This window comes from Mesorhizobium sp. AD1-1 (assembly GCF_020164655.1).
In the GTDB taxonomy this organism is placed as follows: Bacteria; Pseudomonadota; Alphaproteobacteria; order Rhizobiales; family Rhizobiaceae; genus Mesorhizobium; species Mesorhizobium ciceri.
In genome coordinates this window covers 29,198-44,876 of the sequence record NZ_JAIUGP010000004.1, presented here as the reverse complement: position 1 = coordinate 44,876, position 15,679 = coordinate 29,198, and the positions used below count along the sequence as shown (strand labels likewise).

The following is a 15,679-nucleotide window of genomic DNA, read 5'->3' as shown; positions in this document are numbered from 1 at the left end:
CTGGATACCTGTTCCGGCTGTCTAAGCGACCTCCTTCAACCGCTCGTCCCGTGGCAGCGCCTGCAACGCCGCCTGCAGCAATATGTCGGCCAGCCGCGCTGCCACCGGATCCAGTTCAGCATCCTTCTGGTGCAGCACCAACGCCATTTTGGGCAATGCAGGCAGCCCGGCGATCTCCGGCGTCATCGCGCTGACGCTGGCAGGCAGGCCGATGTCGGTGCGGATTGTCAGCCCCAGCCCCGCCGCCACGGCTGCCCAGATGCCGCCAAGGCTCGGGCTGGAAAAGGCCATCCGCCACGACAGGCCGGCGCGGTCGAGCGTTTCGGTTGCCACCGTGCGCAGAAGGCATGGCGCTTCGAGCGCCACCAGCGGCAGCGGCTCACTGTTGCGCAGGCTGGTCTCGATACGCTTTGCCGGCCCGATCCAGCGCATCGGCACATCGGCGACATGCTGGCTGTAGGGCAGCGTTTCGCCGCAGTGCCAGGCGAGCGCGATATCGAGGCTGCCTGACAGGACCCTTTCGGCAAGGTCGTGGCTGCGTGCGATCCTGGCTTCGATCTTCACCTTGGGGTGCGCCCGGGCAAATCGGCCGAGCACGTCCGGCAGCACCGCCTCGCCGAAATCTTCCTGCAAGCCGAGCCGTACCCAGCCTTCCAGCTCGACACCGTGGATGGCGGATGCCGCCTCGTCATTCAATTCGATCAGCCTGCGCGCATAGCCGAGCATGGTCTCGCCGGCCTCGGTCAAAGCGAGGCCGCGTCCTGATTTGCGGAAGATCGGCGTCGCCGCCTGTTCTTCCAGTTTCTTCAATTGCGCGCTGACCGCCGACGTCGACCGGCCAAGCCGGTCAGCGGCCTTGGCAAAGCTACCCAGCTCCATGCCGGTGACGAAACTGCGCAGGACGTCGAGGTCGAATGTCACGCGTCGCATGTTGGAAGTCCCGATTTTCAGGATTGTAAGTTAAAAACTTCCTGATTTTCAGGACGAAATTATGGCGGTAGGGACGGATCGTCAAGGCCGAACCGCTGGCCAGCACGGGAAATGAAGTCATGTCCGCCATTGTCAATTGCACCGACCGGCAGCCGTCGGAACTTCTGGAAGATACCGGTTCCACCGGGAGGGTGTTCACGCCGGGCCATCGCTGGAAAGTCCTGGGCATCGGCGTTGCCGCCAATGCCGCCTTCTCGGCTACGTTCTCCGGCATCCCGGCGACGGCGGTCGTTCTTCGCCAGGGCTATCACCTAGGCAATGCCGAACTCGGTCTGGCGCTCGGCCTTCTCGGGCTTGGGGTCGCGCTCAGCGAACTGCCCTGGGGCTTGCTCACCGATCGCTGGGGCGACCGCCGCGTGCTGTTGATCGGGCTCGGCGCGACGGCGGCGTGGCTCCTGGTCATGGCGATGCTGGTCGTGCCGACAAGGACCGGTACTCCCGATGTCACGCTGCTCTCCGCGAGCCTATTCATCACCGGATTGCTCGGCGGCAGCGTCAACGGTTCGAGCGGCCGCGCCATCATGGGCTGGTTCCGGGAAAACGAGCGCGGCTTCGCCATGAGCATCAGGCAGACGGCGGTGCCGCTTGGCGGCGGCCTTGGCGCGCTCGTGCTGCCCTCGCTTGCGCTGGCTTTCGGCTTTGCCGCGGTGTTCGGGGTCCTGGCGGGTGCATCCGCTCTGTCTGCCCTGTTCGCCTGGCGCTGGCTGCACGAGCCGCCGACGGCGGGCGAGGGCCATCCCGCTTCGGCTGTGGCCGGACCGGCGCCGCTGCGCAATCGCGACGTCTGGCGTATCGCGACCGCCATCGGCCTGCTCTGCTTTCCGCAGGTGGCCGTGCTCACCTTCGCCTCCGTATTCCTGCACGACTTCGTTGGGTTGGGAACGGCGGCAATCAGTGCCAGCCTCGCCGCGGTGCAGATCGGCGCCATGGTCATGCGCATCTGGAGCGGCCGCTTCACCGACCGTCACGGCAACCGCCGCCAATTTCTTCGCCTGTGCAGCGCGTTCAGCGCCCTTGCCTTCGCCATGCTTTGGCTGCTGGTCCTGTTCGGCCCAACCATTCCGGGCGGCCAGCTCATCTGGTCGGCGGTTCTTCCGGTCGTGCTTATTGTCGCAGGCATCTCTGTCTCCGCCTGGCACGGCGTCGCCTACACCGAGCTTGCCACCCTTGCCGGCGCCGGCCATGTCGGAACCGCGCTCAGCCTTGCCAACACCTTTGTTTTCGTCGGCTTCTTCCTGGTGCCGGTGGCCATTCCGGGGCTATTGCACCTCTGGTCCTGGTCCGGCGTCTGGCTGGCGGCCGCCATCTGCGCGCTGATCGCCCGGCCGATCTTCCTGCGTCCGGCCTGAATAGTCGGCCGCAAAATCGCCCGACTTCGCAACCACGACCTCGGGCCGACCGGGAAAACCCGATCGAATCCGTTAACGTCCCATCAAGGTTAATGCATCATTTTGCTCTCCAGTGGGGTCTGTAGCGTTCCTGGAGAGAGTTCCGTGCATCGACGTGTGTTGAAGCGGCTGGTTGCCGCCGCCGGTGAGAGAAAACGTGGCTTTCTGGGTCCGCTCGTCATCGGTTTCGGCATCTGGATCGGCTTTCCGACCGTCGCCGCCTATCAGGACATGACGAGCCTCGTTTCCGGCCTCGAAGCATCGAGCACGCGCTGGAATTCCTATGTCGAGAAATCCGTTGCCGGCTCGACCCATGCGGCCGAGATGCCCTTTGTCGATTCCGATGTCACCGGCTCCATTTCCGGATCGGGCGTCCATCTGGCCGGTGTCGGCAACGTGTCGTTTCGTGGCAAGGGCGGCAAGGTCAGCGCCACACCCGATGAGGACCGCGTCGTGCGTGCCGAGAAGAAAGGGCGCATCGTCCAGATGTCTCCCGTCGCACCGCCGAAGAACTTCAACGCCGGCTCGATCTTCGAGCGCACCTCCTCCTTGCTCCGGCCCAGCATGGACAGCGGCCTGAAAATGGCTTTCGCCAAGCCGCAGATCAAAGGCAAGGAAATCCAGATCGCCGCCGCATTCCATGTGCGCGAGGACAAGAAGCCGGATCCCGGCATGCCGGCCATGCTGGCGGCGCTGGTCAACAACGACCATCCGGATGTGCTGGCCACCGCCTATGCGCAATCCGAGCCGGACTATGCCAAGGCATCGCCCTTCGAGGCCCTGCTTCAGGACGAGCAGCCCAATGAGGGCCGCTTCATTCCGCCGATGGCCAAGGGCGATCATTCGTGGATCCAGAACCCGCTGCCGGCGAGTGTCTTCTCCAAGAAGGAGCAGGCATGCCTTGCCAACGGAATCTATTTCGAGGCGAGGAGCGAATCCGTGCGCGGCCAGGCCGCTGTCGCCCAGGTCATCCTCAACCGCGTCCGCAATCCGACCTATCCGAATTCGATCTGCGGCGTCGTCTACCAGAACGACAGCTGGTTCAACCGTTGCCAGTTCTCCTTCGCCTGCGACGGCAGGAAGAAGCGCATCGATAGCCCAGCCGCCTACAAGACCGCCCAGGAGATCGCCATGGCCGTCACCGCCGGCAAGATCTTCATTCCGGAAGTCGGATCGTCGACCCACTACTATGCCCAATATGTCCATCCCGGCTGGGCGCGCACGATGCAGAAGATGACCAAGATCGGCCTGCATATCTTCTATCGGACCTATGGCGGCGGCTGGAGCTGAGTGCGGAGCAGCCGCTGATCCTTAATGTGGCGCGCAGCCGATCAAAGAGCCATTGCGCGGGGGATTCGCGCCATGCATCCTCGTCATCCTGGCGGGCACGATGTCGCACCTTCGTAATTCATTGATTTTATTGCCTAAAATACATGGCAATGAACTTCCGCCCGTGGCTTGACGGGCGCAAACCCTCTAACTATGTTGCCGGCGACTTTAGAAGCGGACGGACGGTGACGGTCTGACCGGGCAGGGGGGTTGCGATGGCCGACAAGAATGGGCCAGACGGAACCGGAGAAACCGGCCGCGGCAATCAGCATGAAGCCGACATCCGCGACGACGATCTTGAGCGCCGCCGCCGTGACCTTGAAGCTTCGCTTGCGACAAGGCGGCCGGGCCGGCTCGAGGGGAAAGACGACGCGAAAGCGGGCAGTGTGGCCGGTTATGGTCAGGCGCTCAAACTCTCCAGCGAGTTTATCGCCGGGGTGGTGGTGGGTGCCGGCATCGGCTGGGTCATCGACCGTCTGGCGGGGACATCGCCATGGGGTCTGATCGTGTTTCTGCTGCTTGGTTTTGGCGCCGGAGTGCTCAATGTGATGCGTTCCGCCGGCGTCGTGGCAGAATTTGGACAGGGCGATAAATCGCGCCGTGGCCAAGACGACAAGAAATGACCGCGCACCATGTGCGGTAATGGTAACGAGGCCGTACGCGGCATTGACGGGGTTTGAACGTGGCAGCTGACAAGGTCGATCCGATCCACCAGTTCCATATCAACAAGCTGATTCCGATCGACATCGGCGGCTATGACCTGTCTTTCACCAATTCGGCGCTGTTCATGGTCGCAACCGTGATCGTCGCGGCTGGATTCCTGTTTCTCACGACGTCGAGCCGCAGCCTGGTTCCCGGGCGGCTTCAGTCGGTCTCCGAGATGGCGTACGAGTTTGTCGGCAACATGTTGCGCGACGCCGCCGGCACGCAGGGCATGAAGTTCTTCCCTCTCGTGTTCTCGCTGTTCATGTTCGTGCTCGTCGCCAATCTGCTTGGCCTGTTCCCCTATTTCTTCACCGTCACCAGCCACATCATCGTCACCTTCGGCCTTGCCGTGCTGGTGATCGCAACCGTGGTCGTCTACGGCTTCATGAAGCATGGTCTTGGCTTCCTGAAACTGTTCGTGCCGCACGGCGTGCCGGTCTTCCTGCTGCCTCTCGTGGTGCTGATCGAAGTAATCTCCTTCGTGTCGCGCCCAGTCAGCCTCTCGGTTCGTCTGTTCGCCAACATGCTCGCCGGCCACATCACGCTGAAGGTGTTCTCCGGCTTCGTCGTCAGCCTGAGCGCGCTCGGCGCGGTTGGCGTCGCCGGCTCGATCCTGCCTCTGGCGATGGCGGTGGCGCTGACGGCACTGGAACTGCTGGTCGCCTTCCTGCAGGCCTACGTCTTTGCCGTGTTGACCTGCATGTATCTCAACGACGCCCTGCATCCAGGGCACTAGGTCCAAAAGTTTCCGGCCCAAAGATTTCCAACATTGGCGCCGGATGGAATCGCAACGGAATTTTAGATCCAAAGGAGTTGAACAAATGGACGCAGAAGCAGCAAAGTACATCGGCGCCGGCATCGCTTGCCTGGGCATGGGTGGCGCGGGCATTGGCCTCGGCAACATCTTCGGCAGCTACCTGGCGGGCGCACTGCGCAACCCGTCGGCCGCCGATGGCCAGTTCGGCCGTCTGATCTTCGGCTTTGCCGTGACCGAAGCTCTGGGCATCTTCTCGCTTCTCATCGCGCTTCTGGCCCTGTTCGGCTGAGCACTCGGGAAGATTGGACAGGCCGGCCGCGCAAGCGGCGGGCCTGAATTTCGGGGATAGTCCATGTTCGTGACATCTGCCTTTGCGCAAGAGTCCGCGCCATCAGCCGATACCAGCCACGCTGCGACGGAAGGCGACACGCATTCCGGCACCAGCGTGCCTGCTGAAGCGCATGGCACGTTTCCGCCATTCGATCCGGCGACGTTCCCGTCGCAGCTTCTGTGGCTGGCGATCACCTTCGGGCTGTTCTATCTCTTCCTGAAGCGGGTGGTGATGCCGCGCGTCGGCGGCATCATCGATGTCCGCAACGATCGCATCACGCAGGACCTCGACCAGGCGGCCAAGTTGAAGGGCGAGGCCGACGCCGCCGTTGCTGCCTACGAGCAGGAACTGGCGGAAGCCAAGACCAAGGCCAACGCGATCGGCCAGCAGGCCAACGACGCTGCCAAGGCCGAGGCCGACACCGCTCGCAAGAAGGTCGAGGCCGCGCTCGACGCGAAGCTTGGCGAAGCCGAAGCCCGCATTTCTTCCATCAAGGCCAATGCCATGAAGGAAGTCGGCAGCATCGCCGAGGACACCGCTTCGGCGATCGTCGAGGCTCTGGTTGGCGGCAAGGCCAGCAAGGCCGAGATCGCGGCCGCGGTCAAATCCGTGGCCCGGTGAGGAGCGCATCATGGATTACACATCTCTCGCGACGCTCTGGGCCACGATAGCCCTGATCATCTTCCTCGGCGTTGCCGTCTACATCAAGGTGCCTGGCATGATCGCCAAGGCGCTCGACGCCCGTGCCGCCAGGATCAGCAATGAACTGGACGAAGCGCGCCGGCTGCGCGAGGAGGCCCAGCAGCTGCTCGGCCAGTACCAGCGCAAGCGCAAGGAAGCCGAGCAGGAGGCCGCCGACATCGTCGCTGCCGCCAAGCGCGAAGCCGACATGCTTGCCGCCGACGCGCATAAGAAGACCGAGGACTATGTCGTCAGGCGCACCGCGCTTGCCGAACAGAAGATCGGTCAGGCCGAGCGTGATGCCATCAGCGAAGTGCGCGCCAGCGCCGTCGACATCGCCGTCGAGGCAGCACGCGCGCTGCTTGCCGGCAAGATCGACGCCAAGGCCGGTGCAGATCTGTTCAAGGCTTCGCTCGCGGACGTGAAGTCGAAGCTGAATTAGGCGGTTCGTCTAGCCAGTCATCGAAAGCCGCCCGGGCAACCCGGCGGCTTTTTTGTTGCGGCGCTGAAGCTGCCAATCTCCCCCCTCGTGGGGGAGATGCCCGGCAGGGCAGAGGGGGGCGTGAAGGAACGCTAACCTTTGTTGTCCTAAGGTCTATCGGGACAAGCCTGAGGGCATAACTGCAATCGATTGAGAGGCCGGCGGGACAGCGCCCCCCTCTCTCCTACCGGACATCTCCCCCACAAGGGGGAGATTGGCTTGTCGTCGTCGTCGCTCAATCCAGCCCGGCGAAGCTCTCTTCTTCCACCACGTCCACCTCGGCCCCACCCAGCCGGAATGGCGCAAACGACACGCGGTGCAGCCGCGCCACCGGGCCATGCGCTTCGATCGCAGTGCGATGGCGAACCGTGGCGTAGCCCATATGGACTTCGAACCCGTAGCGGTCGTGATGGTTGCCGCAGCCGCACATCATGCGGTCGCGCATCACCTTGGCGACGATCGAGGCGGCGGCGATCGACTGCGAACGCTGGTCGCCCTTGATCAGCGCGCGCCCTTCACAAGGCAGTCCCGGCGGCACGTCGCGTCCATCGGCAAGCGCAAGCTTCGGCCGGATCGACAGCCCTACCAGCGCGCGCCGCATGGCTTCCAGGCTTGCCTTGAGGATGTTGCTGCCGTCGATGCCCTCGGCGCTGATGGAGGCCATCGAGACCGCCTGTGCGGAGCCGAGAATGCGCAGGAACAGGGCCTCACGCTGTAAATGGCTGAGGCGTTTGGAATCGTCGAGGCCGTCGGGAATGTTGGCGGGATCGAGCACCACCGCTGCGGCGACCACCGGCCCGGCCAGGGGGCCGCGGCCTGCCTCGTCCATCCCGGCGACCGGCCACAGGCCCTCCGCCATCGCCTTCGTCTCGAAGGAGAAGTCGGGCTTCTCGATGATCTCAAAGAGAGGCGGAGAATCAGAACGCGCGCGAGCCATGTTGCGGCGAGGTTCGCATCGGCTCCGATTCTCCGCAAGTCCCTCCGGGTCGGGTGGGGCGCCGGACCGGGAGGGCACCGTCTGCAGGCCGGGGCAGGCCGGACGGGATTCTTGGTGCGCGACGGATCAAACCATCGCGACGAATTGTCTCTTCAAAGCAGCGTCAGTTGCACCTGGTCTTTCCCGGCGGCAACGAACTGATCGGTCCGCAGCGTGCGCCGTTCGGCATTGAGACCAAGCCGCTTGGCTGTGATCTCGAAGCGCCGGCCGATCTGCCAGGCATAGGGACCGGCGCCCTTCATGCGCTTGCCCCATTCCGAATCGTAGTCCTTGCCGTCACGCATGGAGCGGACAAGCGACATCACATGGCGGTAACGGTCGGGATAATGGCGCAGCAGCCAGTCCTTGAAGATCGGGCTGACCTCCAGCGGCAGCCGCAGGATCACATAACCCGCCTCGCGCGCGCCGGCCGCACGTGCCGAATCGAGGATGCGTTCCATCTCCGGATCGGTCAGGCCCGGAATGATCGGAGCCACCATGACCGACGCCGGAATGCCGGCATCCGAAAGCTGCCGGATCGCTTCCAGCCGCTTGGTCGGCGTCGACGCGCGCGGCTCCATGGTGCGCGCCAGCATGCGGTCGAGCGTCGTCACCGACAGCGCCACCTTGGCGAGCCCTCGTTCGGCCATGCGCGACAGGATATCGATATCGCGCGTCACCAGGGCGGACTTTGTCACGATGCCGACCGGATGGCCGCGCGCTTCCAGCACTTCGAGGATTTCGCGCATGATCCGGTATTGCTTCTCGATCGGCTGGTAGGGGTCGGTGTTGGTGCCGATGGCGATGGTGCGCGGCTGATAGCTGTCCTTCGAAAGCTCCTTGTCGAGCAAGCGCGCCGCATCAGGTTTGGCGAACAGCTTCGATTCGAAATCCAGACCCGGCGACAGGCCCATGAACGCGTGCGTCGGGCGGGCAAAGCAATAGACGCAGCCATGCTCGCAGCCGCGATAAGGGTTGATGGAACGGTCGAAGGAAATGTCGGGCGATTCGTTGCGGGTGATGATGGTGCGCGGCTTCTCGACCTGCACTTCGGTCTTGAAGGGGGGCAGTTCTTCCAGCGAATTCCAGCCATCGTCGAACACGTGCCGGCTGACTGGCTCGAATCGGCCGGACGGGTTGATGCCGGCCGACCTGCCGCGGTTGCGGTCCGGGCGGACACGCATGCCGCTCTGCTCGACCATCGCATTGGCCATCTCGGCTCTTCCTGCTCCGAAAGCTGCAATGTCGGCGCGCACGATCTGTTCCATTTTCGCCCGCTCCCAGGGACTGTCCGTGTTGTGTCGAATCGCTCTGTTCATGAAATTATTCCTATTTCATCGATGAGAACAAAGCAAGAACTTTCTATGGTGCGATGCAAAACTGGCGCTGTCCGGCGCTTTCCGCTATTCGGCTAAGGATGCTCAGTGTTCTCATCGAAACCCGCAATGACGAGGAGGGCCTCGCCCGCACGCTCGCCTCGCTGATTGGCGGCGCGGTCGAAGGCGTGGTGCGTGAAGTCATCGTCTGCGACACAGGCTCCACCGACCAGACGCATCGTGTGGCCGAGCATGCCGGCTGTCAGTACGTGACCGGCGGTGTCGCTGCCGGCATCCGCCAGGCCAAGGGGGATTGGTTGCTGCTCCTGGAACCGGGCGCGCGGTTGGTGGAGGGCTGGATCGATGAGGTTGTCGCGCATACGGCCAGGCAGACCATGGCCGCACGGTTTTCGCGCACGCGGGCCAGCCGCACGCCATTCCTGGCACGGGTCTTTTCGGGAAACCGCGCCCTGGCCGACGGATTGCTGATCAGCAAGCGTCAGGCGGCGGCCGCGGCCAAGAGTGCCGGCAGTGCTGAGGCCATCGCCCGCGGCCTCGCAATGAAGCGGCTCGACGCCGAGATCTGGATGGCGCCCGCCAAGCAGGAACGCCGCTCCTCGACATGATTTTTTGCAGCTGCTCAGGCCATTGTGCATTGCACAAAATCTGACGCGGGGTTAGCTTCCGTTCAAGCGGGAATTGGGTTTGGGACATGCCGAGTGGCGAGCACCGATGCGGCATCGGTGGTGCTCTCATAGCCGAGGACCCAATGAAGCTTTCAACCCCCGACACATCCGGCGCGGCCAGTCTCGAGGCTATTGCGCGCGACGGCAGTCTGTTGCGACGCATCGCGGTGCGCATTCCGACCTATCTCAAGGACCTGCGCGAAAACCCCGCCTGGCTGCCGATGTTCGTGCTGGCGCGCACAATGCCTGGACGCCGCATGCATTGGCTGGGCGCAAAACGCGCCCGCCCGGTCGCCAATGCCGGGGATACGATGTTTGCCGGTGTCGAACGGGGAGCGGTCGTCGATGCGTTGCGCTCCGACGGGCTGTTCTCAGGCTTGGTCCTGCCGCCTGATATCCATGAAGAGATCGCCGACTTCGCCGGGCGCACGCCTTGCTACGGCAATTTCGACCGCCGTCTCGAATTCATGCCGGGGGAACATGCCGAGGCCGAGAAACGCCTTGGCCGCTCGCTGCTCAGCGGGCATTTTTTCGAGCGCATCCTCGACTGCCCGGCGGCGCTTGCCATCCAGCGCGATCCGCTGCTTCTGGATATTGCCGCGCACTATCTCGGCGGCCAGGCAAAACTGATCACGACGCGCGTCTGGTGGAGTTTTCCAACCGGTGCCGCTTCGGATGCCGACTAGAACCTCGCCTCGCTCGGCAAGTATCATTTCGATCTCGATGATTGGCGCATGCTGAAATTCTTCTTCTACCTCAAGCCGGTCGACGCCGACACCGGTCCGCATGTCTATGTCAGGGGCAGCCACAAGCGCCGCAGCCTCAAGCACCAGCTCACGCTTCTGGTTGGCCACCCCGCGCAACAGGTCCTGGATGTCTATGGCGAGCAGAGCCCGGTGACGCTGACCGGCGAGGCCGGTCTCGGTTTCGTCGAGGACCCTTTTGGCTTCCATATGGGCACCGTGCCGGCACGCACGCCGCGACTGATGATGGAAGTCGGCTTCGGCGTCTCGCCGCCGTCGCGCCGGCGGTTTCATGGCGAGCCGGTCATCCGCTGAGAGCGACGCTTGCCTCGGCTTTACGGAGCTGATTTGCCGCGCCGCAAATGCTCGTCCAGGCGCGGCATGATCTCGACGAAGTTGCACGGCATATGCCGGTAGTCGAGCTGTGCCTTCAGGATGCCGTCCCACGCGTCCTTGCAGGCGCCTGGCGAACCCGGCAGCACGAAGACGAAGGTGGCGTTGACGATGCCGCCGGTCGCCCGGCTCTGGATCGTCGAGGTGCCGATCTTGTCGTAGGAGATCCGGTGGAACACTTCCGAAAAGCCATCCATGCGCTTTTCGAAGATCGGCTCCAGTGCGTCCGGCGTCACGTCACGGCCGGTGAAACCGGTGCCGCCGGTGGTGATGACGACATCGATATTCTTGTCCCGCGACCACGCCAGAACCGTGTCGCGGATTTTTTCCCGATCGTCGGTGACGATATCGCGGGCCGCCAGCATATGGCCGGCCTCGGTGATGCGGTCGGCCAGCGTCTGGCCGGATTTGTCGTCGGCGAGGCTGCGCGTATCTGAAACGGTCAGCACCGCGATGCGCACTGGAATGAAGGAGCGGCTCTCGTCAATTCTGGCCATCCGATCCCTCCGATGCGATGCTGCGCGTCGCCGCGACGAACCAGTCGGGCTGGCGTCCGCGGATTTCGGCGGCGGCGCGCTTGGCGACATTGCCGGTTTCGAACAGGCCGAAGCAGGTGGCGCCGGACCCGGACATCCGTGAAAAACCCGATCCGGCCTTGTTCAGCCAGGAAAGCGCCCCGCCGATAGCCGGCTGCATCGCCAGCGCGGCGGGCTCGAGATCGTTGCGGGTGATCTCCAGCCAGTTGCGCAGGCTATGAAAATCGATGCTGCGCGGCAGCGGCGGCAAGGCCTCGTTGTCGCGCCGGGAAAGCGCCGCAAAGACGTCCGCCGTCGAGACCGGGGTGCCCGGATTGACCAGCACCAGGCCAAGCGCCGAAAAATCCGGCACCATCGACAGTTCATCTCCGATGCCGCGCGCGACCAGCGGCTTTGCCGCCAGGCACATCGGCACATCGGCGCCGAGCGAAATGCCGATCCGCGCCAGCTCTGCGCCGTCTATATCCAGGCCCCATGTCTCCACCAGCCCGCGCAGCACGGTCGCCGCGTCGCTCGAACCGCCGCCGACGCCGGAGGCGACCGGCAGGTTCTTTTCCAGCCGGATAGCGACCGGCGGTGTTCTCTCGTGCCCGACCGCCTGTCGCAGGGCATCGCGCGCCCTAGGCACCAGATTGCTGGCGTCGAGAGGAACAGCCGGGGCGTAGCGGCCGGACACGGTAAATTCATCGCTATCGGCAGGCGCAATTTCGACCCTGTCGCCAAACCGCGTGAACACCGCCAGGCTTTCGATCCGATGATAGCCGTCAGGGCGCCTGCCGGTGACATGCAGCGCAAGATTGATCTTGGCGTGCGCGTGCCAGCTACGCGACCCGATGTCGGTGTCCACAATGGTCTGCGAAATGGTGCTCAGTCCTTGGCCAGCCGGTACTCGCCGGTCTTCGGATCCTTGACCAAAGTGCCCATCGCGCCGTTGGCCGTCTGCTTTTCGGTACGCCGCACCTTGGCGGTCACGCGTTCGGCTTCGCGGATGAAGGTGCGGTAGCCGAAATAGGCGGCGACGCCAACGACGGTGAAGAAAATGATCTGCGGCATACCAAAACTCCTCCCACGCTGGGCCGGCGAAGGTGGCCGGTCGGGTCGGTTAAGCTCTCATGCTAGACGCTTTTGCCGGGTTTTCAAAGCTCGAAGCGAGACCACAATGCGCGCTCTTCCGCCGCATCGATCAGGCCGCTGGCGGCAGCGCCTGCGATCTCGGGCGCTGAAAAGCCCTTGCTTGAGCCAAACAGGCCGAAGCGGCTGAGGAAACCGCGCGGTGTCGTGATCAGCCTGAGCTGGGTTTTCGCCCCGAAACGGGTCTTGAGCACCGTGCGCATGTCGCCGAGCGCATCGACCAGGCCGAGTTCAAGGCCCTTGATGCCGGTCCAGAACAGGCCGGTGAACAGGTCCGGGTCGTCTTTCAGTTTCGCGCCGCGCCGCTCCTTGACGAGGTCGATGAACGTGCCGTGCACCTCGAGCTGCAGCGCCTTCAGCCGCTCGACATCTTCCTTTTTCTCGGGCTTGAACGGGTCGAGCACCGCCTTGTTCTGGCCGGCGGTGTGGACGCGTCGCTCGATGCCGATCTTCTTCATCAGTTCCGGGAAGCCGAACGAAGCCGAGACCACGCCGATCGACCCGACGATGGAGGATGGGTCGGCGAAGATCTCATCACCGGCAACCGCGATCATGTAGCCACCCGACGCCGCCACGTCTTCGACGAAGACCAGTACCTTTCTGTTCTTTTCCGTGGCCAGGTCACGGATGCGCTTGAAGATCAGCCGCGACTGCACCGGCGAGCCGCCGGGCGAATTGATCGAGATGGCGACTGCCGGGGCGTCGTAGGAAAACGCCTTCTCAATGAGGCCAGCGGTGGAGGCCAGCGACAGGCTCGGCCGGAACTGGCCACCGCCTGCCATGATGGTGCCGTGCAGCCGGATGACCGGAATTGTGACGACGGTGGAGCGCCAGGATTTCGGCAGCAGGCGGTTGATAAGGCGTTTCACGAGGGCGCGGTCTCCGGTCGATAGGTTGCAGGCATGTAGGGATTTCCCGGCCAACGGCAATGTGGCCAGGCAGAATAGCTCAATCTCCAAACAGCGAGGCGAGGCCGTTGGTAATCATTTCGCTGCGCTCGTCAGGGCCGTTGCCTGATTGCGCGTGCAGCATCAGGGGCGGGCGGATGGCAAGCTTTCCCCGTGCCCCGAGCGCTGCCCGCACAACGATGCGGATTGCCGCGGCGTCTGGGCGAGGGTGGACGGCGAGCATTTCGGCATCGCCGAAGCGCCCTGCGATCGCATCGAGAATGGCGCCGAGCTGTTCGGGGCGGGCGATCACGGCAAGCCCGCCGCGCGGCCTGACCACCGCCGCCGCACTGCGGATCCAGCTCTCGAACACCCCGTCCTCCATGACATGGGCCTCTTTTCTGAGGCGATCGGGGGAGGCGCGGTCCCGGGGAGCGTTGAAGGGCGGGTTCATGATGACGAAGTCGAAATCATTGTCGGCGAGGCCGGCGGCCGCCCGCGCCCGGCCCGATACGGTGACATCGGCGACCAGCACGGAGGCGCGATCGCTCAGATAGGCATTGCCGGGATGGGCAAGGGTGGCTGCCGCGAAGGCCGCCATTTCCGGCGCGCGTTCGACAAGCACCGCCTCAGCGGCCGGGCAGCGCGACAGCACCGCCAGGCCGGCGGCCCCGGCACCGGCACCGAAATCGGCGAGACGACCGGCAAGAGAGGACGGCACGGAGGCCGCCAGCATCATCGCATCCATGCCGGCGCGATGACCGCCTTGCTTGGGCTGCACCAGCCAGAACCGGCCGCGATGGAAAGCGTCGACCGTATGGGCCGGCGTGTCCGGGACAAGGGCGGCGGGCGCGGCGGACATTATTTTCCGCGGATTTCGTTGGCGATGCCGGCATCCCTGAGGATGCGCCGTGCCGCGTCGGCCTGGTCGGCGTCGACCATGACGCGCTTCTGCAAAAGACCGATCGACCCTTCGAGAATGCTCATATTCTGGTCGGCGACAAAGCAGGCAATGCCGGCGTCGCGCATCAGCGATTCGACAAAGGAAATGATCACGGCATCGTTGGTGCGGACTAGTTCTATCATCGTATGAAACTCGCAGTTTGCGCTATTGATGTAAACGGGCAGGGGATTCCGGGGCAGAGCCGTTCCCTTGGGGTCGTTGACATTCTGTCGCCGCCGCCGCGCCAATTCGCCACTTGCCGTGCCCATGTCCGCCGCCCTAGAGTCCATACAGGGACTAAGGGTGCCGTCGCACGCTCTATACCAAGACGGGAGTGATTGTCGTGGGTGTCGTTCTCAACATCGAAAACGGGAAGCGGGAGCCCGCCTCCATCAAGGATCTGATCGATCTGACTGCCGCCGATATGGGGCGCGTCAATGAATTGATCCTGTCCAAGGCCGGCTCCGACGTCGAGATGATCCCGGAGGTCGCCAACCATCTGATCTCGTCCGGCGGCAAACGGCTGCGGCCGATGCTGACGCTGGCCGCAGCCCAGATGTTCGGCTATGCCGGCGAGGGCCACGTCAAGCTCGCCACCTCCGTCGAATTCATGCACACCGCGACGCTTCTGCACGACGATGTCGTCGACGAGAGCGGCATGCGCCGCGGCAAGAAGACCGCCCGCATGATCTGGGGCAACCAGGCAAGCGTGCTGGTCGGCGACTTCCTGCTCGGCCAGGCTTTCCGCATGATGGTCGATGTCGGCTCGCTCGAGGCGCTCGACATCCTGTCGAGTGCAGCCTCGATCATCGCCGAGGGCGAGGTCATGCAGCTTGCCGCCGCCAAGAACCTCGAAACCACCGAGGACGAGCATTTCGCCGTCATCAAGGCCAAGACCGCCGCACTTTTTTCGGCTGCTGCCGAGGTCGGCCCGGTCATCGCCCAGGCGACGCGCAACGATCGTGCGGCGCTGCGCTCCTATGGCATGAATCTCGGCCTGGCCTTCCAGCTGATCGACGACGCGCTGGACTATGGCGGCACCAGCAAGGATCTCGGCAAGAACGTCGGCGACGATTTCCGCGAGGGCAAGGTGACGCTTCCGGTCATTCTCGCCTATCGGCGCGGCACCAAGGCCGAGCGCACCTTCTGGAAGCGCGCCATCGAGGACAATGTCGCCGATGACGCCGGCCTGGAAAAGGCGACCGGCCTGATGACCCGCCACGGCGCCATTGCCGACACGATCGGACGCGCGCGCCATTTCGGCGAGATTGCCCGCGACGCGCTGGCGCCGCTCGAAGCGACGCCGCAGAAATCGGCGCTGATCGACGTCATCGATTTCTGCATCAGCCGGGTCAACTAAAGGCTGGACTTTCGCGACGCTATCTCTGGCCTGCGCTAAGAGGAAG

18 protein-coding genes and 1 pseudogene are annotated in these 15,679 nt (G+C 64.0%); 10 read left to right on the top strand and 9 right to left on the bottom strand.

Annotation, left to right across the window (positions count from 1 at the left end):
- Nucleotides 1-21: 21 nt before the first annotated feature.
- Nucleotides 22-930 carry a LysR substrate-binding domain-containing protein gene (locus LB519_RS09920; protein ID WP_013532847.1) on the bottom strand — a complete coding sequence of 303 codons (909 nt, stop codon included), beginning with the start codon at nt 928-930 and terminating at the stop codon, nt 22-24.
- A 119-nt stretch (nt 931-1,049) separates the two neighbouring features.
- On the opposite strand from LB519_RS09920, the gene LB519_RS09915 reads away from it, so the two are divergent.
- The 7 genes from LB519_RS09915 (at nt 1,050) to LB519_RS09885 (ending at nt 6,623) form a co-directional block, all read left to right on the top strand.
- The gene (locus tag LB519_RS09915) at nt 1,050-2,339 is read left to right on the top strand and encodes an MFS transporter (RefSeq protein ID WP_224619719.1); all 1,290 of its coding nucleotides are present in this window, start codon (nt 1,050-1,052) and stop codon (nt 2,337-2,339) included.
- A gap of 144 nt (nt 2,340-2,483) precedes the next feature.
- A complete protein-coding gene (locus LB519_RS09910) occupies nt 2,484-3,668 on the top strand; it encodes a cell wall hydrolase (protein ID WP_013532845.1) in 1,185 nt (394 codons plus the stop codon).
- Between the two features lie 254 nt (nt 3,669-3,922).
- The gene (locus LB519_RS09905) at nt 3,923-4,330 is read left to right on the top strand and encodes an AtpZ/AtpI family protein (RefSeq protein WP_224619717.1); all 408 of its coding nucleotides are present in this window, start codon (nt 3,923-3,925) and stop codon (nt 4,328-4,330) included.
- A 59-nt stretch (nt 4,331-4,389) separates the two neighbouring features.
- Nucleotides 4,390-5,148, top strand: coding sequence for a F0F1 ATP synthase subunit A (locus tag LB519_RS09900; protein ID WP_013532843.1), 759 nt, complete (start codon nt 4,390-4,392; stop codon nt 5,146-5,148).
- 85 nt (nt 5,149-5,233) lie between these two features.
- A complete protein-coding gene (locus LB519_RS09895; protein WP_006206606.1) occupies nt 5,234-5,458 on the top strand; it encodes a F0F1 ATP synthase subunit C in 225 nt (74 codons plus the stop codon).
- Between the two features lie 63 nt (nt 5,459-5,521).
- On the top strand, nt 5,522-6,121 hold the full coding sequence (locus tag LB519_RS09890) for a F0F1 ATP synthase subunit B (protein ID WP_224619715.1): 600 nt from the start codon (nt 5,522-5,524) through the stop codon (nt 6,119-6,121).
- Nucleotides 6,122-6,131: 10 nt separating this feature from the next.
- Nucleotides 6,132-6,623, top strand: coding sequence for a F0F1 ATP synthase subunit B (locus LB519_RS09885; RefSeq protein WP_013532841.1), 492 nt, complete (start codon nt 6,132-6,134; stop codon nt 6,621-6,623).
- 274 nt (nt 6,624-6,897) lie between these two features.
- On the opposite strand, the gene LB519_RS09880 is transcribed toward LB519_RS09885, so the two are convergent.
- Both LB519_RS09880 and LB519_RS09875 read right to left on the bottom strand, forming a co-directional pair.
- Nucleotides 6,898-7,599 carry a ribonuclease HII gene (locus LB519_RS09880; protein WP_013532840.1) on the bottom strand — a complete coding sequence of 234 codons (702 nt, stop codon included), beginning with the start codon at nt 7,597-7,599 and terminating at the stop codon, nt 6,898-6,900.
- Nucleotides 7,600-7,751: 152 nt separating this feature from the next.
- Nucleotides 7,752-8,906 (bottom strand): PA0069 family radical SAM protein, encoded by a 1,155-nt coding sequence (locus tag LB519_RS09875; protein ID WP_023808673.1) that lies wholly within the window; start codon nt 8,904-8,906, stop codon nt 7,752-7,754.
- Between the two features lie 149 nt (nt 8,907-9,055).
- Between LB519_RS09875 and LB519_RS09870 the strand changes: the two genes are divergently transcribed.
- On the top strand, nt 9,056-9,580 hold the full coding sequence (locus tag LB519_RS09870) for a glycosyltransferase (RefSeq protein WP_024502635.1): 525 nt from the start codon (nt 9,056-9,058) through the stop codon (nt 9,578-9,580).
- 143 nt (nt 9,581-9,723) lie between these two features.
- Nucleotides 9,724-10,698, top strand: a pseudogene (locus LB519_RS09865) (hypothetical protein).
- Nucleotides 10,699-10,718: 20 nt separating this feature from the next.
- Here the strand turns inward: LB519_RS09865 and moaB are convergent.
- From moaB to LB519_RS09835, 6 genes are all read right to left on the bottom strand, one after another.
- Entirely contained in the window at nt 10,719-11,273 is a 555-nt protein-coding gene (gene moaB, locus LB519_RS09860; RefSeq protein WP_013532836.1) for a molybdenum cofactor biosynthesis protein B, read from the bottom strand.
- Nucleotides 11,260-12,159 carry a 4-(cytidine 5'-diphospho)-2-C-methyl-D-erythritol kinase gene (locus LB519_RS09855; protein WP_224619713.1) on the bottom strand — a complete coding sequence of 300 codons (900 nt, stop codon included), beginning with the start codon at nt 12,157-12,159 and terminating at the stop codon, nt 11,260-11,262. The genes moaB and LB519_RS09855 overlap by 14 nt, the downstream gene beginning before the upstream one ends.
- A gap of 20 nt (nt 12,160-12,179) precedes the next feature.
- Nucleotides 12,180-12,365, bottom strand: coding sequence for a membrane protein (locus tag LB519_RS09850; protein WP_027164179.1), 186 nt, complete (start codon nt 12,363-12,365; stop codon nt 12,180-12,182).
- Between the two features lie 83 nt (nt 12,366-12,448).
- Nucleotides 12,449-13,312 (bottom strand): S49 family peptidase, encoded by an 864-nt coding sequence (locus tag LB519_RS09845; protein WP_027164178.1) that lies wholly within the window; start codon nt 13,310-13,312, stop codon nt 12,449-12,451.
- Nucleotides 13,313-13,391: 79 nt separating this feature from the next.
- Nucleotides 13,392-14,192, bottom strand: a complete 801-nt coding sequence (locus tag LB519_RS09840; protein ID WP_224619711.1) for a tRNA1(Val) (adenine(37)-N6)-methyltransferase — start codon at nt 14,190-14,192, stop codon at nt 13,392-13,394.
- The gene (locus LB519_RS09835; protein ID WP_063167652.1) at nt 14,192-14,416 is read right to left on the bottom strand and encodes a DUF2007 domain-containing protein; all 225 of its coding nucleotides are present in this window, start codon (nt 14,414-14,416) and stop codon (nt 14,192-14,194) included. Before LB519_RS09835 ends, LB519_RS09840 begins: the two co-directional genes overlap by 1 nt.
- Before the next feature lie 200 nt (nt 14,417-14,616).
- Here LB519_RS09835 and LB519_RS09830 point away from each other — a divergent pair, with 200 nt between their 5' ends.
- Nucleotides 14,617-15,633 carry a polyprenyl synthetase family protein gene (locus tag LB519_RS09830; RefSeq protein WP_013532830.1) on the top strand — a complete coding sequence of 339 codons (1,017 nt, stop codon included), beginning with the start codon at nt 14,617-14,619 and terminating at the stop codon, nt 15,631-15,633.
- The last annotated feature ends 46 nt before the right edge of the window (nt 15,634-15,679 follow it).

What these genes read in the sequence shown, in the direction of transcription:
- LB519_RS09920 (WP_013532847.1), bottom strand. Translation starts at nt 930, where the DNA reads ATGCGACGCGTGACATTCGACCTCGACGTCCTGCGCAGTTTCGTCACC.
- LB519_RS09915 (WP_224619719.1), top strand. Translation starts at nt 1,050, where the DNA reads ATGTCCGCCATTGTCAATTGCACCGACCGGCAGCCGTCGGAACTTCTG.
- LB519_RS09905 (WP_224619717.1), top strand. Translation starts at nt 3,923, where the DNA reads ATGGCCGACAAGAATGGGCCAGACGGAACCGGAGAAACCGGCCGCGGC.
- LB519_RS09895 (WP_006206606.1), top strand. Translation starts at nt 5,234, where the DNA reads ATGGACGCAGAAGCAGCAAAGTACATCGGCGCCGGCATCGCTTGCCTG.
- LB519_RS09890 (WP_224619715.1), top strand. Translation starts at nt 5,522, where the DNA reads ATGTTCGTGACATCTGCCTTTGCGCAAGAGTCCGCGCCATCAGCCGAT.
- LB519_RS09885 (WP_013532841.1), top strand. Translation starts at nt 6,132, where the DNA reads ATGGATTACACATCTCTCGCGACGCTCTGGGCCACGATAGCCCTGATC.
- LB519_RS09880 (WP_013532840.1), bottom strand. Translation starts at nt 7,599, where the DNA reads ATGGCTCGCGCGCGTTCTGATTCTCCGCCTCTCTTTGAGATCATCGAG.
- LB519_RS09875 (WP_023808673.1), bottom strand. Translation starts at nt 8,906, where the DNA reads ATGGAACAGATCGTGCGCGCCGACATTGCAGCTTTCGGAGCAGGAAGA.
- LB519_RS09870 (WP_024502635.1), top strand. Translation starts at nt 9,056, where the DNA reads ATGCTCAGTGTTCTCATCGAAACCCGCAATGACGAGGAGGGCCTCGCC.
- moaB (WP_013532836.1), bottom strand. Translation starts at nt 11,273, where the DNA reads ATGGCCAGAATTGACGAGAGCCGCTCCTTCATTCCAGTGCGCATCGCG.
- LB519_RS09850 (WP_027164179.1), bottom strand. Translation starts at nt 12,365, where the DNA reads ATGCCGCAGATCATTTTCTTCACCGTCGTTGGCGTCGCCGCCTATTTC.
- LB519_RS09840 (WP_224619711.1), bottom strand. Translation starts at nt 14,192, where the DNA reads ATGTCCGCCGCGCCCGCCGCCCTTGTCCCGGACACGCCGGCCCATACG.
- LB519_RS09835 (WP_063167652.1), bottom strand. Translation starts at nt 14,416, where the DNA reads ATGATAGAACTAGTCCGCACCAACGATGCCGTGATCATTTCCTTTGTC.